At 49.6% G+C, this 13,326-nt stretch carries 17 protein-coding genes; 8 read left to right on the forward strand and 9 right to left on the reverse strand.

Annotated features, from left to right (window positions below; translation table 11 throughout):
* Positions 1-42 precede the first annotated feature (42 nt).
* On the reverse strand, positions 43-1,146 hold the full coding sequence (locus tag ACTJJS_RS16640; RefSeq protein ID WP_168870561.1) for a mechanosensitive ion channel family protein: 1,104 nt from the start codon (positions 1,144-1,146) through the stop codon (positions 43-45).
* 10 nt (positions 1,147-1,156) lie between these two features.
* On the reverse strand, positions 1,157-2,293 hold the full coding sequence (locus tag ACTJJS_RS16645; RefSeq protein ID WP_440664528.1) for an amidohydrolase family protein: 1,137 nt from the start codon (positions 2,291-2,293) through the stop codon (positions 1,157-1,159).
* Positions 2,294-2,395: 102 nt separating this feature from the next.
* On the opposite strand from ACTJJS_RS16645, the gene prfA reads away from it, so the two are divergent.
* The 3 genes from prfA to ACTJJS_RS16660 all read left to right on the forward strand — a co-directional run bounded on the left by prfA (position 2,396) and on the right by ACTJJS_RS16660 (position 5,152).
* Entirely contained in the window at positions 2,396-3,460 is a 1,065-nt protein-coding gene (prfA, locus tag ACTJJS_RS16650) for a peptide chain release factor 1 (protein ID WP_168870559.1), read from the forward strand.
* A gap of 188 nt (positions 3,461-3,648) precedes the next feature.
* Complete coding sequence (locus tag ACTJJS_RS16655) at positions 3,649-4,239, forward strand: hypothetical protein (protein WP_168870558.1); 591 nt, start codon at positions 3,649-3,651, stop codon at positions 4,237-4,239.
* A gap of 232 nt (positions 4,240-4,471) precedes the next feature.
* Positions 4,472-5,152 carry an OmpA family protein gene (locus ACTJJS_RS16660; protein WP_168870557.1) on the forward strand — a complete coding sequence of 227 codons (681 nt, stop codon included), beginning with the start codon at positions 4,472-4,474 and terminating at the stop codon, positions 5,150-5,152.
* Between the two features lie 66 nt (positions 5,153-5,218).
* Here the strand turns inward: ACTJJS_RS16660 and ACTJJS_RS16665 are convergent, their stop codons facing one another.
* The 4 genes from ACTJJS_RS16665 to ACTJJS_RS16680 form a co-directional block, all read right to left on the reverse strand.
* Positions 5,219-5,608, reverse strand: a complete 390-nt coding sequence (locus tag ACTJJS_RS16665) for a VanZ family protein (RefSeq protein ID WP_168870556.1) — start codon at positions 5,606-5,608, stop codon at positions 5,219-5,221.
* A 104-nt stretch (positions 5,609-5,712) separates the two neighbouring features.
* Positions 5,713-6,090, reverse strand: a complete 378-nt coding sequence (gene gcvH / locus ACTJJS_RS16670; RefSeq protein WP_168870555.1) for a glycine cleavage system protein GcvH — start codon at positions 6,088-6,090, stop codon at positions 5,713-5,715.
* An 84-nt stretch (positions 6,091-6,174) separates the two neighbouring features.
* Positions 6,175-6,837: a peptidylprolyl isomerase gene (locus ACTJJS_RS16675; protein WP_168870554.1), complete on the reverse strand. Its 663-nt coding sequence runs from the start codon at positions 6,835-6,837 to the stop codon at positions 6,175-6,177.
* A 9-nt stretch (positions 6,838-6,846) separates the two neighbouring features.
* A complete protein-coding gene (locus ACTJJS_RS16680; RefSeq protein WP_168870553.1) occupies positions 6,847-7,185 on the reverse strand; it encodes a hypothetical protein in 339 nt (112 codons plus the stop codon).
* A gap of 248 nt (positions 7,186-7,433) precedes the next feature.
* Between ACTJJS_RS16680 and ACTJJS_RS16685 the strand changes: the two genes are divergently transcribed.
* The 5 genes from ACTJJS_RS16685 (at position 7,434) to rsgA (ending at position 12,423) form a co-directional block, all read left to right on the forward strand.
* Complete coding sequence (locus ACTJJS_RS16685; RefSeq protein ID WP_343744484.1) at positions 7,434-8,435, forward strand: AAA family ATPase; 1,002 nt, start codon at positions 7,434-7,436, stop codon at positions 8,433-8,435.
* A gap of 9 nt (positions 8,436-8,444) precedes the next feature.
* Complete coding sequence (locus ACTJJS_RS16690; RefSeq protein WP_168870551.1) at positions 8,445-9,314, forward strand: DUF58 domain-containing protein; 870 nt, start codon at positions 8,445-8,447, stop codon at positions 9,312-9,314.
* 25 nt (positions 9,315-9,339) lie between these two features.
* Positions 9,340-10,347 (forward strand): hypothetical protein, encoded by a 1,008-nt coding sequence (locus ACTJJS_RS16695; RefSeq protein WP_440664530.1) that lies wholly within the window; start codon positions 9,340-9,342, stop codon positions 10,345-10,347.
* 25 nt (positions 10,348-10,372) lie between these two features.
* Positions 10,373-11,383, forward strand: a complete 1,011-nt coding sequence (locus ACTJJS_RS16700; RefSeq protein ID WP_440664531.1) for a vWA domain-containing protein — start codon at positions 10,373-10,375, stop codon at positions 11,381-11,383.
* Between the two features lie 104 nt (positions 11,384-11,487).
* Entirely contained in the window at positions 11,488-12,423 is a 936-nt protein-coding gene (gene rsgA, locus ACTJJS_RS16705; protein ID WP_440664532.1) for a ribosome small subunit-dependent GTPase A, read from the forward strand.
* Here the strand turns inward: rsgA and ACTJJS_RS16710 are convergent, their stop codons facing one another.
* The 3 genes from ACTJJS_RS16710 to ACTJJS_RS16720 are packed head-to-tail and all read right to left on the reverse strand — an operon-like array spanning position 12,424 to position 13,299.
* Positions 12,424-12,564, reverse strand: a complete 141-nt coding sequence (locus ACTJJS_RS16710; protein ID WP_168870548.1) for a hypothetical protein — start codon at positions 12,562-12,564, stop codon at positions 12,424-12,426.
* Positions 12,565-12,576: 12 nt separating this feature from the next.
* Positions 12,577-12,726 carry a hypothetical protein gene (locus tag ACTJJS_RS16715; protein WP_168870547.1) on the reverse strand — a complete coding sequence of 50 codons (150 nt, stop codon included), beginning with the start codon at positions 12,724-12,726 and terminating at the stop codon, positions 12,577-12,579.
* A 42-nt stretch (positions 12,727-12,768) separates the two neighbouring features.
* On the reverse strand, positions 12,769-13,299 hold the full coding sequence (locus tag ACTJJS_RS16720) for a gamma carbonic anhydrase family protein (RefSeq protein WP_168870546.1): 531 nt from the start codon (positions 13,297-13,299) through the stop codon (positions 12,769-12,771).
* Positions 13,300-13,326: the final 27 nt, after the last annotated feature.

Here is a 13,326-nt window from a genome sequence, read left to right on the forward strand (position 1 = left end):
TTTTGATATTCGAAAGCTGTTTAAATATCCGGATGTCCCAAACTACATATCTGAATTGCTGAAGGTGACATTTGTGGAGGTGGTAGGCAGCTTCACCTCATTGGCGGCCAGCAATCGAATAATGGACAGGTTCACGTTTTCCCGGAGAGACGCATATTGTGCACCATCAATGATATAGGTATTGAAGATGACCTGTACGACGTAGGTGTCTTTTGTGAAATCGTGCAGGTTTACGGTGAAGCCGGGCAGTATGTTGGAATTGTTTTTCAGCAGGCTGCGGATGTCGTCCAGTACCTTCATCAGCTTGTCAACAGGCGTTTCCGAGCCCATTTCGATGCGCATGGCCACCCTTTGCTGGGTGCGGAGCGACAGGTTGTCGAGGATGCTGTCCACCATTTTTTTATTAGGAACCGTCACGAAAGTCTTTTCCAGCGTACGGATACGGGTGCTGCGCAGCCCTATCTTCTCCACGGTGCCCTGCCAGGAGTCAACCTTTACACTGTCGCCCACCCGGAATGGTTTGTCGAAGAAGATGATGAAGGAGCCGATCAGGTTTTCGATGCTCTCTTTGGCGGCGAGGGCAAGGGCTGCCGCACCGATACCAAGGCCGGCGATGATCTTCTCTACCAGCGACGGGCCGAAAAGTATCCGGATAAAGGCGATCGCCCCCATAATAAAGACAATGGCCTTGAAGAAATCACGGAAGAAGATGATAAACTGATTGTCCGTTTTGTCTTCTGTAAGTTCCGCTTTCTTTTCGAGTACCAGCGCAATGAAGTCGATCAGGCGCAGCATGATCCAGATGATGCTCATGCTGAAAGCCAGTGACAGCAGAGTATCTGTGATGTCCTTCAGCGTGGCTTTGTTGTACACATGTACGTTGAGCACCGTAGGAAAGGTAAACCGGTCGATGGTCAGCATAAAAGTGACCAGCAACAGGAAGTACTCCAATGGCCGCAGCAGCAGGTTAATAAAGTCTTTTTCCTCTATCTGGGGCGACCAGTGGCGCACCAGGCGGAACAGGATGGTAGCCATCCCTTTAGACACATAACGTTTGACAAAAGATACAAAGAGCAGTACGCCAATCAGGATGAGATAGTCCCTTACGGGATTGTCCAGGAATACCTGGTTCAGGAAATCATTCATATGGTTAATTCTAAATAATACGTTTGGTGTTATCGGCAATCAACACTACGCCAGGCTGCATCCCTGCTCCGAAGCTGCCGTAGCGGCTTTCAATGCCCAGCGCTTTGGCGCCGTTGCTGGTGCCCCAGCGTAACAGCTCTGCCAGCGGTATGTCCGGGTAGCGGGCCTGTATGGTCTTTATTTCTTCCCAGACTGACAGCTGATGGTTGGAAGCCAGGCTGTCAGTACCCAGTGTGATATTACATCCTGCTTCCCGGAACAGGGGAATATCGGGCAACCGGTCTTCAATATACAAATTGGCCTGCGGACAAAAGCACCACCAGGTTTCCACCGGCTGCTGCAGGGCGAACCGGATGTCGGCTGCCGAGGTATAGGTATTGTGCACCAGCAGGATTTTGTTGTGGGCAAACCGCGGAAGATAGGCTTCCAGGCTGTTGGTGCCGGCTGCCCGGAAGCTGCCGGCGTCCATCCCGAAATGGGCATAGAACCGGAGGAAATCGCCGGTTTTGGTGTTGTAGAGTTCATTTTCCGCCTCACATTCCTGGTTGTGGATGCTGACCGGCGTATTATGCGGCGTTTGGGCCAGCAGGCCGAAAAGCGCGCTGCTGACAGAGTAGGGCGCATGCGGTACAATGGAGGCGCTATGGCCGGTTATCTCCCGGAAAGCCTGTAATACCTCGAGGCTGTATTGATAGCGGGAGGAGGCGCTTACTTCCGCCACGCCCATGCATTCCACGAAGGTATGGTAGTAAAGGCGCTGGTGGCGTTTTTGGGCCACTGTAGCGGGACTGTTGCTGATATCCCCCACCGCCGCAATGCCGGCTTCCCACATGGCTTGTTCTGCTTCCGCGATGGCGGTAGCCTGATCTGTGCCACTGTTGCGGTTTTCCATCACCCGGGTAAGGAAAGCGGGCAGCCCTGTTTTTTCAGGTATCACGCCTTTCATGTGTGAAAGCTCCAGGTGACAATGGGTATTTACAAATCCCGGGCAGAGGATGCCGTCCAGTTCCCGGACATCGCCGCCGGCGGTGTTTTCCGCTACAATGCCCGCCACTGCGCCATCTTCGTTCAATATCAGCACCTGTCCGGGCCCCAGAAATCGCTGACCGTCGAATATATCTTTTCCTTTTAATTTGATCTGTTTCAACAACCTGATATTTAATTAAATGAATGGTGTTAATTTTGCAACCCGATTAGTGGTATCACCTGCCGTCTTTCAGGAAGGGGTACTCAAAAGTCAAAGATAATTATGATAGACAAACTCGAAGCGATAAAAGGCCGTTTTGAACAGGTTGCGCTGGCGCTGACCAACCCGGAGGTAGTAAGCGACAACAAAAAATTTGGCCAGCTTAGCAAGGAATACCGGCAGCTGGAAAAAATCGTGAAGGCATATGATGCCTACCGGAAGCTGCTGGACAATATTGCCTTCAACAAGGAAGTGCTGGACAGTGGCGACGAAGAGATGCGCGAACTGGCCAAAGCCGAAACGGAAGCGCTGCAGGAGCAGAAGGTAGAGCAGGAAGAGCTGATCCGTAACCTGCTGATCCCTAAAGATCCTCAGGACGAGAAAAATGCCATCCTTGAAATACGTGCCGGTACCGGTGGTGATGAGGCCAGCCTCTTTGCCGGTGACCTGATGCGCATGTACCTGCGCTTCTGCGAAACCAAGGGATGGAGCACCAACCTGCTGAATGAGACCCCTGGTTCTGCCGGTGGTTTTAAAGAGGTGGTGATAGAAGTCAGTGGTGACGATGTATATGGCACCCTGAAGTTTGAATCCGGCGTACACCGCGTACAGCGTGTGCCGGCCACAGAAGCTGCCGGCCGTGTGCATACCTCCGCTGCTACCGTGGCGGTGCTGCCCGAAGCCGAAGAGGTGGACGTGGACGTTCGTGAAGCCGATATTAAAATGGATACTTTCCGTTCTTCCGGCGCTGGTGGCCAGCACGTAAATAAAACTGAGTCAGCGGTAAGGCTTACCCACATCCCTACCGGCGTGGTAGTGGAATGCCAGGAAGGCCGTAGCCAGCACTCCAACCGCGAAATCGCCATGAAAATGCTGCGTACCCGTATCTATGAGGCCGCAGTCCGCAAACATGAGGATGCTATCGCTTCCCAGCGTAAAAGCCTTGTGTCTACCGGCGACCGTTCCGCGAAAATCCGTACCTATAACTATCCGCAGGGCCGCGTTACAGATCACCGTATAGGCATGACTGTTTACAACCTCGACGCTTTCATGAACGGCGAAATCAAGGACATGGTGGATGCCCTCCAGTTTGCCGAGAACGCCGAGAAACTGAAACAGGGTAGCTAATCACGCCACAGCTATTAATTAAGATGATGATACAGGGAGCGTACAGCCTTTGCAGGCGGTAGGCTCCCTGAATGTTTCCTTACAGGGTTTAAATCCGTGTTAATCCTCCCCCATCTTGTTTTTTCCTGCTGAAATAATCTTACATTTAGTTTATACCACAATATTTTCTTCCACAAAATCATATCAGAATGTTAGAGCAATTAATGGAACTTGTTCGGGAACATGCGCAGAGCACTGTTGTCAATAATCCCGCTGTGCCCAATGAACAGAACGAGGCAGTAATCGGTGCTGCCACAGAATCTATTGCCAGCGGCCTGCAACAGGAATTGGCCAATGGTAATACTGAAGGCGTATTGTCTTTACTGGGCGGCCAGTCTGCTACCGGCGCTACGCAGGACAATCCTGTAGTGGGCAATATCTCCAATAATTTTGTAGGTACCCTGCTCGAGAAATTCAATCTGGACAAAGGAACTGCCACGCAGCTGGCGGCGTCCCTGATCCCGACGGTACTGGGTTCTCTGGTGAACAAAACCAATGATCCGTCCAACAGCAATTTCAACCTCAATAACATTTTCAGCTCTCTGACAGGTGGCGCCGCCAATGGTATCGACCTGCAGGGCGTACTGGGCAAGCTGTCCGGCGGCCTGGACAAAAACGGCGACGGCAAGGTGGACCTCAGCGATCTGACCAGCCTCTTTTCCAATGGCGCTCAGCAGCAACAGGGCGGCAATGATGCCGGCGGTGGCATCGGCGGCATGCTGAAAAACCTTTTGGGTTAATTCGTTGTTTACTCTCCTGATGTATTCATAACGACAAAAACACAAGTATATCGTATATAATTATTTGATTATAGATTGATTGCTTGTGTTTTTTTTAATGTTTGTTCAGATTTAGATTTCAACCAGTTGTAAATGTTAAAATGAAACTGGCAAAGTATTTGTTTCCCACTTTTCGACTTACATTTGTCATCCTGAACCATATATAATAACCTTCATGTTTAAAATTACTAAGATGAAAAGACTCAATGTTCTGGTAGCCCTGGTTTTATCAGTAACCATGTTGTTTAGCTGTAGCACCTGGCAGAGCATGGACAATACTAAAAAAGGCGCTGCTATTGGCGTGGGCGGTGGCGCTGCTGCCGGTGCCATTATTGGTAAAGCGGCCGGTAACACAGCTCTGGGCGCTATTATTGGTGCCGCTCTTGGTGGTGCTGGTGGTGCGCTGATCGGTAAGAAAATGGACAAACAGGCACAGGAAATCAAAAATGAAGTGCCGAACGCTACGGTTGAACGTGTGGATGAGGGTATTAACGTGACATTTGATGCGGGCGTACTGTTTGGGTTCGATAAATCTGACCTGTCCCCTGCTGCACAGGAAAGCGTACAGCAACTGGCAAAAATCCTGAACAAATACCCTGACACTTACGTACGTGTGGAAGGTCACACAGATGACAGAGGTACGGATGCTTACAACATGGGCCTGTCTGAAAGAAGGACCAACACAGTAGTAAACTATCTGAAAACACAGGGGGTTGCTGCTAACCGTATCCAGGGCTTCTGGTATGGTAAGAGCCAGCCTAAAGTACCAAACGATTCAGATGCTAACCGCGCTAAAAACCGTCGTGTTGAGTTTTCCATCTTCGCTAACGACAAGATGAAACAAGACGCTAAGAGAGAAGCAGGTCAGCAATAAAGATATTTAATACACATATTTCTCATAAGCAGATATACATTCCCCCCTGGTTGCAGGGGGGATTTTTTATTTAGACTGCTTCAGAAAGAGATAACGAAAGAGCTTAAACACAAAGACGCCTGCAATAGCGCCCAGTGTATCGGCTGCCACATCGTACATATCAAAGCTGCGCCCGATGGCCCAGTATTTCTGAATCAGCTCAATAACAAATCCGTAAAAAGCCGCCAGTACCACAAAAAGGAATAACATGCCGGAAGACAGCTGTTTTCGCTGCCAGTATACGCCCAGGCTCAGGAAGAACACAATGCCGCCGAAAAGGCCGAAGTGAACGAACTTATCGAAATGGACTTTTTCAAAAAAAGAGTTCGTGGGGATATCCTTACCTGGCAGGGTACACACTATCAGGATCAGGATGATCCAGGCGGTGGCAGGAATATAGTATTTCCAGATTTTCATGGTCCGGTAAATCGATTAACGTTATCCAAAAAAAAGACAACAGGACGGCGGAACACGCATCCTGTTGTCTAATGCTATATAAAATTTCAGTTGGCGTAATTGTGTTAGTCGATCAGCTTCTGGTATTGATCGGCAGTCAGCAGCGCATTAACGTCAGCAGGGTTGGAAACGGTCAGTTTAACCATCCAGCCTTCGCCATATGGGTCGGAGTTTACCAGTTCCGGCTCATCGTTCAGGTCAGGGTTTACTTCGCTGATAGTACCAGCAACAGGCAGGAACAGGTCAGAAACAGTTTTTACTGCTTCAACGGTACCGAATACTTCTTCGGCGGCCAAAGTCTTACCTACTGTAGGAATATCAACAAAGACGATATCGCCTAATTCGCGTTGAGCAAACTCGGTAATGCCGATTGTAGCAACGTTACCTTCTAATAAAATCCATTCGTGATCCTTGGTGTAACGCAGGTTTGACGGAAAATTCATAATTAGTTTGGTTTTGAGCCGTAAAAATACTGAATCCTTTAGTATTTACGTTTTTTTTGACTTTGATATTTTGATGAACCTTTTTTAAAAGAACAGCCACTTTTTAATGACCCTTATCTTCATGGGAACATTCTCCAGTGGCCTGTTGAGGCTATCGGTCTTCACGGCGGCGATTTTATCGATCACCTCCATGCCTTTAATAACCTGGCCAAATACCGTATAGTTTTGGTCAAGATGTGGGGAACCACCTTCTGTTTTGTAAACCTCTCTTTGATCTACCGGGATCTTACGGCCGCCCAGCCTTGTCTTCTCCAGTTTGTCCAGTTGCTCGTCGGTGAAGATTTTGCCTTGTACGATGTAGAACTGGCACCCGGAGGAAGCTTTGGTGGGATTATCGTCACGGGCCGCGGCCAGTGCTCCTTTGCGGTGGAACAGGTCCAGCTGGAATTCAGGAGGGATCGTATATCCTACATCGCCTTCACCGAGCGGGGCGCCGGGTTTGGCATGTTTGGAGTCCGGATCGCCACCCTGGATCATAAACTGCTTGATAACACGATGGAACAGGGTGCTATCATAAAAATGTTGCCTGCTCAGCTTCAGGAAATTGTCCCGGTGTTTGGGCGTTTGGTCCCACAGGCGTATGATCATGGTGCCATAGGGAGTAATGACCTTTACTTTCCTGTTTTTGGCCATGGCCATTGCGGTGATGGCCATCAGTAAGGTACAAAGGAGTACAGTTTTTTTCATACCGATGGATTATGCTTCCTCTTCGTCGGAGAAATACTCAATGATATGTTCTTTCAGAAATGCTTCCTGTTCTTCCAGGTTGAATTTAGGAACGGGCTGCAGTTCTTTGAAATGAGGCCATCCGTCTTTGTCGTAGCCATCCATTTCGTAGTAACCGCTTTTGCTGAGCAGGGTACAAACGGCCACGTGCATCAGGTCCTGCTTCTGTTCTTTCGTGTATTTCTTCTTCAGATGATTGATTTCGTTAACGCCGATGAGGAACAGGATAGCCTCCATATTGGGCTTTTTCCCGAACCTGGCCGTCAGCATATCTTCTACGGGTTTCCACCGCTTCTCAAGATCGTCCATGATATTGCCTTTTTTTGGGTCAGTGTTTGCTGTTAAGTGGCTCATAGCCATGGCAAATGTACGTTATACGGAAAAATATTATATAAATATGCGGGAGCTTTCTTAATTTGGGCATCCCCGTTAGGCTTGTTTACATGGGGATGAGCCACAGTGGCAAGTTTAACAGCACTTTAACGGCCATTTCACATATTGATAAGTTTTATTTGACAAGAGAATGTTTATTTTAGCACACTTGAAAAACTAACAGCATGGAAAATACATCGTCCGATATCCGGCAACTGAATGAAAAAATTCACCAGGCCAGCGCTTTTGTGGACCTCCTGAACATGGAGCTGGGCAAGGTAATTGTGGGGCAGCGTTACATGGTGGAAAGATTGCTCATCGGCTTGCTGGCTCAGGGTCACGTTTTACTTGAAGGTGTACCTGGCCTGGCAAAAACCTTGTCTATCAAATCTCTGTCATCAGCCATCAATGCTAAGTTCAGCCGTATCCAGTTTACGCCTGACCTGTTACCGGCCGACGTAGTGGGCACCATGATCTACAACCAGCAGAAAAATGAGTTTGTAGTACGTAAAGGGCCTATTTTCGCCAACTTCATCCTGGCGGACGAGATCAACCGTGCCCCTGCTAAAGTACAGAGCGCCCTGCTGGAAGCCATGCAGGAAAGACAGATCACCATCGGTGATAATACCTTCAAACTGGATGACCCCTTCCTGGTACTGGCCACCCAGAACCCGATAGAACAGGAAGGTACCTATACCCTGCCGGAAGCGCAGGTAGACCGTTTCATGCTGAAAGTGGTGATCGGTTATCCTACCAAGGAAGAAGAAAGACACATCATCCGCCAGAACCTGAACCCCGAGGCCTCCACGCCTATCCGTGCGGTAATACAGCCGGCTGATATCATGGAAGCGCGTAAGCTGGTGCGGGAAGTGTACATGGATGAGAAAATCGAAAAATATATCATCGATATCGTATTCGCTACCCGTAACCCGGAAGAATACAAACTGCAGAAGCTGAAGCCACTCATTTCCTATGGCGGTTCTCCAAGGGCCAGTATCAACCTGGCGCTGGCAGCCAAAGCTTATGCCTTTATGAAACGCAGAGGATATGTGATCCCGGAAGACGTACGCAGCATCTGCTTCGACGTAATGCGCCACCGTGTGGGGCTCACCTATGAGGCAGAAGCCGAAAACGTGACCAGCGAAAACATCCTCAGCGAAATACTCAATGCCGTAGAAGTGCCATAATCGTTTATCATGTTGGACACTGCCGAAATACTCAAAAAGGTAAGACAGATTGAAATCAAGACCAAAGGTCTTACCAACCACATCTTTGCAGGCGAATACCATAGCGCTTTCAAAGGCCGTGGCATGTCGTTCAGCGAGGTGAGGGATTATCACTTCGGGGACGATGTACGGTCTATCGACTGGAACGTGACCGCACGTTTCAATCACCCGTTTGTGAAGGTTTTTGAAGAAGAAAGAGAGCTGACGGTAATGCTGCTGGTAGATATGAGCGAAAGCTCCTCCTTCGGCACCCGGAAGCGCGACAAGCGGGACCTGATCACTGAGCTGTGCGCCGTACTGGCTTTTTCGGCTATCAAAAACAATGATAAGGTAGGCGTTATCTTCTTCAGCGACGGGATGGAAAAATATATCCCTCCCAAAAAAGGTAAGTCACATATCCTGTTCATTATCCGTGAGCTGCTATCGTTCACGCCTAAACGAAAAGGTACCAATATCAAGGAAACGCTTCGCTTTTTTAACAATGCCGCCAAAAAACGCAGCATCGTGTTTATGCTGAGCGACTTCCTGTCCGGCGAATACCAGGACGCCCTCAACATTGCGGCCAAAAGGCACGATATGGTGGGTATCCAGGTGTACGACCAGCGCGACCGGGAGCTGCCTCCCGTAGGGCTTATCCAGGTGGCCGACGCCGAAACCGGCGCCACACAGTGGGTGGATACTGCCGACCGCCGGGTAAGGCAATACTATGAACACCAGTTTGCACAACATGCGCAATATTGCAAAAATGCCTTTATGAAAAGCGGCGCAGAGCTGATGACTATCCGTACCGATGAAGACTATGTAAAAGCACTGCAGACATTTTTCCTGAACAGGGCATAAGTTAATAAGGAGAGCAAATTCAGACATGTATAAACAGCAAGTGATAAGACGTATACTTTTATCTTTCTTTATTGGGTTGTTGTTCCCACTCGGCCTGCTGGCGCAGAATACCCTCGAAGTGACTGCCAAAGCAGACAGCAGCAGCATCCGGATCGGCGAGCAGGTGAAAGTGCACCTGAAGGCCACCGTGCCCGCAGCTGTTTTCAACAAGCCCGAATTCAGGCTGCTGTTTCCCATTGTGCCGGATTCCATGGACCATTTCGAAGTGGTGACCCGCTCCAATCCGGACACGCTGACTCAGCAAGACATGAAGGTGTTGCAGCAAACGCTCACCATCACCAGTTTTGACTCCGGTCACTGGGAATTTCCTCCCCTGAAATTTGAAGTATATGGCGCCACCGGCGCCAACAGTGTAGATACGTTGTTCAGCCAGCCGCTGGCCTTCGATGTCAATACTGTGGCCGTAGATACCACCAAGGCATTTAAACCGATCAAAACGGTACAGGCAGTTCCCTGGAACATCTGGGATTACTGGTTGTACATGGCCATCGGTGCTGCCGTAGTGCTCATTGCACTGGGCCTGTGGCTGTATTTCCGTAAACGCCCGGAAAAGAAGCCGGAAGTGAAACTGCCGCTGGTAACACCTTACGACCTGGCCCGGCAACAGCTGAAGTCACTGAAAGAGGAACAGCTGTGGCAGCAAGGCGATATCAAACAGTATTATACCCGTTTGACAGATATTTTGCGCACCTATTTTGAACACCAGTTTGGTATTGCTGCTTTGGAGCAGACTTCAGAAGAGCTGTTGAAGAATATCAAGCCGGTGACCAAACTGAACCAGCAACGGGATAAATTACGCTCCCTGCTGGCCATTGCGGACCTTGCCAAGTTTGCCAAATTACAGCCTACTGCCGATGAGCATGAAGACTGTATGCACAAAGCGGAAGAGATCCTGGAATGGACAAGGCCTAAAGAGGAGCCGACAGCGCAAACGCCCGCTGCTCCGGATGAGAAGCCGCAATCAGGCGCGTAATTAGTCATTTAACTGAATTTAAGTAATGGATTTTTCAGCGTGGAAAAATATTGAATTTGCCTACCCGGTTTTCTTCTGGCTTTTATTGCTGATACCGGTGATGATATACTGGCGCATTGCCCGGCGGAAGAAATCGCAGGGCGTGATGAAGGTATCATCTGTGGCCGGTCTGAAAGGACTGCCTGTATCCTGGAAGGTGCGTTTCCGGCCGGTTTTGCTGGCCCTGCGTATCCTGGCCTATGCCGCGCTGGTAACGGCACTGGCCCGTCCGCAGACATCCAATACTTCTGAAAATATTGACAGTGAAGGGATCGATATCGTGATGGCGATTGATATATCCGGTAGTATGCTGGCAGAAGACCTGCAGCCCAACAGGATGGAAGCCGCCAAAAAAGTGGCGATGGACTTCGTGGACAAACGTATCAGCGACCGTATCGGCCTGGTAGTGTTTTCCGGCGAAAGCTTCACCCAGTGCCCTATCACAACAGATCATGCCGTGTTGAAAAACCAGATCATGCAAGTGAAAAGCGGTATGTTGCAGGACGGTACCGCCATTGGGATGGGCCTCGCTACTTCCGTGGACCGTCTGCGCAGCAGTCACGCTAAAAGCAAAGTGATCATCCTGCTGACAGATGGTGTGAACAACACCGGCCTGGTAGACCCGCTCACTGCGCTGGAGATAGCCAAAGCCTTTAAGATAAGGGTATACACCATTGGCGTGGGCACACAGGGCAAAGCGCCCTTCCCGATGCCGATGGCCGACGGCAGCGTGCAGATGGTGATGCAGGACGTACAGATCGATGAACCGCTGATGAAGAAAATCTCCAAAGAGACAGGCGGCAAGTACTTCCGTGCCACCAACACCACTGATCTGAAGAATATCTACTCAGAGATCGATCAACTGGAAAAAACGAAAGTGGAAATTACTTCCTATAAACGGTACGCAGAGCATTTCTTCCCGCTGGCCATGCTGGCGCTGGCCTGTATCCTGCTGGAGGTAGTGCTGCGTTATTCCGTATTCAGAAGCTTACCATAAGTTACTATAACAGACACAAAGCAGCAAAGGCATCAGGGATCTCCCCGGTGCCTTTGCTGCTTTGCAGAAACAAGTTACCTTTGGGGATATAAATTTCCGGACTATTGCAAGCAACAGTATACAAATCAACAGGCAGCTGGTATGTGGTGAAAACCACCACAGGTGAAATATTTCAGGCAAGGATGAAGGGTATCTTCAAAAAAAATGATGATATCACGTCCACCAATCCTATTGCCGTGGGCGATGTTGTGGAGATTGTGCCTGATGACAGCGATGCTAACGCCAAAAATGCCATGATCACGGAAATTGGCGGGCGCCGGAATTACATTGTGCGCAGTTCTCCGCATGGGCGTAACAAAAAACACATTATTGCCGCCAACCTGGACCAGGCGATGTTGATTTGTACCATCCGCGAGCCTCGCACCTCATTGGGTTTTATAGACCGTTTTTTGGTTACCGCAGCAGCCTACCATATTCCCGCGGTACTGGTGTTCAATAAAAAAGATATTTACCGCGCAAAGGAAATGGAGCTGTTTGAAGCCATCGAAGCGCTGTATACGGGGATCGGTTATCCGGTGAAGCTGATTTCCGCTACCGGGATGGAAGGCATAGAAGAAATCAGGGCGATACTGAAAGACAAGACCACCCTGATGTCCGGCCATTCCGGCGTAGGTAAGTCCTCCCTGATCAATGACCTGGTGCCGGGGCTGGACCTGCGTACCACCGCGGTCAGCGGCTGGAGCGGCAAGGGGTTGCATACCACCACTTTTGCGGAGATGTATGACCTGCCCGGCGGCGGATGCCTGATAGACACCCCCGGTGTGCGTGAATTTGGTATCGTGGACATGGAGAAATCGGAACTGTCCCACTATTTTCTTGAAATGCAGCCTTACCTGTCCCAATGCCAGTTCAATAACTGTTTGCATATCAACGAGCCCGGTTGTGCCGTCAAAGAGGCCGTAGAAGCCGGGGAGATTGACCCTGAGCGTTATGTGAGCTATGCCACGATCCTCGAATCCATTGAGGAGGAACAGTACTAGTTATTTTTTAGGCTTACTGAGTTCGTCCAGTACTTTCTCTGCGCCCCAGTTGCGTTTAGGCAGGGGGCATCCTTTCTTTTGTGTACGGCAGGCCATGAGGGTGATGGCGGCGAGCAGGGCAAGGGCGATTATTTTGCGCATAATATGGTTTTACTAGAATAAACGCATTTGTTTGCCTGCTTTGCGGTTGGACCGCTGTAAATCTTTTTTGTTGTAGCTGGTGGCGGGGCAGCCGTATTTCTGCGAAGAGCAGCCTGGCAGTACGATGACGGCCAAAAGGAGCAGGCAAATAAACGTTTTCATAGAGGGATATTTGCCTGCAATATAATGAATTTTTATAAAGCGTTAGGATTGCTTCTCTCCTTCCTGGTACCAGGAAGCGTACATATTATAGTTGCCGGAGATGCGGTTGATTTCCCCTTTGATAAGGGCCATATCGATGTCTTTCACTTTTTTGGCGGGAACGCCGGCCCAGATGGTGCCTGGCTCTACATGCGTGCCTGCCAGTATCACTGCGCCTGCAGCAATGATGCTGTTGCTGCTGATATGCGCGCCGTCCATTACGATAGCGCCCATGCCTATCAGTACGTCGTTGTCTACCGTACAGCCGTGCAGGATAGCATTATGGCCGATGGACACATTATTGCCCACAATGGTTTTGGACTTCTCATAAGTGCAGTGGATCACGGCGCCGTCCTGTACGTTCACATTTTCGCCGAGGCGGATGCTGTTCACATCGCCGCGAACGACGGCGTTGAACCATACGGTACAGCCTTTGCCCATCTCTACATCGCCGATAATGGTGGCATTGGGTGCGATAAAGCAGCCGTCAGCAATCTTCGGAGTAAATCCTCTTAAGGGTATAATATGAGACATAACTGATATGTTTTAATCTGAATGTTA

Source organism: Chitinophaga sp. 22308 (assembly GCF_052045305.1).
Taxonomy (GTDB): Bacteria; Bacteroidota; Bacteroidia; order Chitinophagales; family Chitinophagaceae; genus Chitinophaga; species Chitinophaga varians_A.

What these genes read in the sequence shown, in the direction of transcription:
- ACTJJS_RS16640 (WP_168870561.1), bottom strand. Translation starts at nt 1,146, where the DNA reads ATGAATGATTTCCTGAACCAGGTATTCCTGGACAATCCCGTAAGGGAC.
- prfA (WP_168870559.1), top strand. Translation starts at nt 2,396, where the DNA reads ATGATAGACAAACTCGAAGCGATAAAAGGCCGTTTTGAACAGGTTGCG.
- ACTJJS_RS16655 (WP_168870558.1), top strand. Translation starts at nt 3,649, where the DNA reads ATGTTAGAGCAATTAATGGAACTTGTTCGGGAACATGCGCAGAGCACT.
- ACTJJS_RS16660 (WP_168870557.1), top strand. Translation starts at nt 4,472, where the DNA reads ATGAAAAGACTCAATGTTCTGGTAGCCCTGGTTTTATCAGTAACCATG.
- ACTJJS_RS16665 (WP_168870556.1), bottom strand. Translation starts at nt 5,608, where the DNA reads ATGAAAATCTGGAAATACTATATTCCTGCCACCGCCTGGATCATCCTG.
- gcvH (WP_168870555.1), bottom strand. Translation starts at nt 6,090, where the DNA reads ATGAATTTTCCGTCAAACCTGCGTTACACCAAGGATCACGAATGGATT.
- ACTJJS_RS16675 (WP_168870554.1), bottom strand. Translation starts at nt 6,837, where the DNA reads ATGAAAAAAACTGTACTCCTTTGTACCTTACTGATGGCCATCACCGCA.
- ACTJJS_RS16680 (WP_168870553.1), bottom strand. Translation starts at nt 7,185, where the DNA reads ATGGACGATCTTGAGAAGCGGTGGAAACCCGTAGAAGATATGCTGACG.
- ACTJJS_RS16685 (WP_343744484.1), top strand. Translation starts at nt 7,434, where the DNA reads ATGGAAAATACATCGTCCGATATCCGGCAACTGAATGAAAAAATTCAC.
- ACTJJS_RS16690 (WP_168870551.1), top strand. Translation starts at nt 8,445, where the DNA reads ATGTTGGACACTGCCGAAATACTCAAAAAGGTAAGACAGATTGAAATC.
- ACTJJS_RS16695 (WP_440664530.1), top strand. Translation starts at nt 9,340, where the DNA reads ATGTATAAACAGCAAGTGATAAGACGTATACTTTTATCTTTCTTTATT.
- ACTJJS_RS16700 (WP_440664531.1), top strand. Translation starts at nt 10,373, where the DNA reads ATGGATTTTTCAGCGTGGAAAAATATTGAATTTGCCTACCCGGTTTTC.
- ACTJJS_RS16710 (WP_168870548.1), bottom strand. Translation starts at nt 12,564, where the DNA reads ATGCGCAAAATAATCGCCCTTGCCCTGCTCGCCGCCATCACCCTCATG.
- ACTJJS_RS16715 (WP_168870547.1), bottom strand. Translation starts at nt 12,726, where the DNA reads ATGAAAACGTTTATTTGCCTGCTCCTTTTGGCCGTCATCGTACTGCCA.
- ACTJJS_RS16720 (WP_168870546.1), bottom strand. Translation starts at nt 13,299, where the DNA reads ATGTCTCATATTATACCCTTAAGAGGATTTACTCCGAAGATTGCTGAC.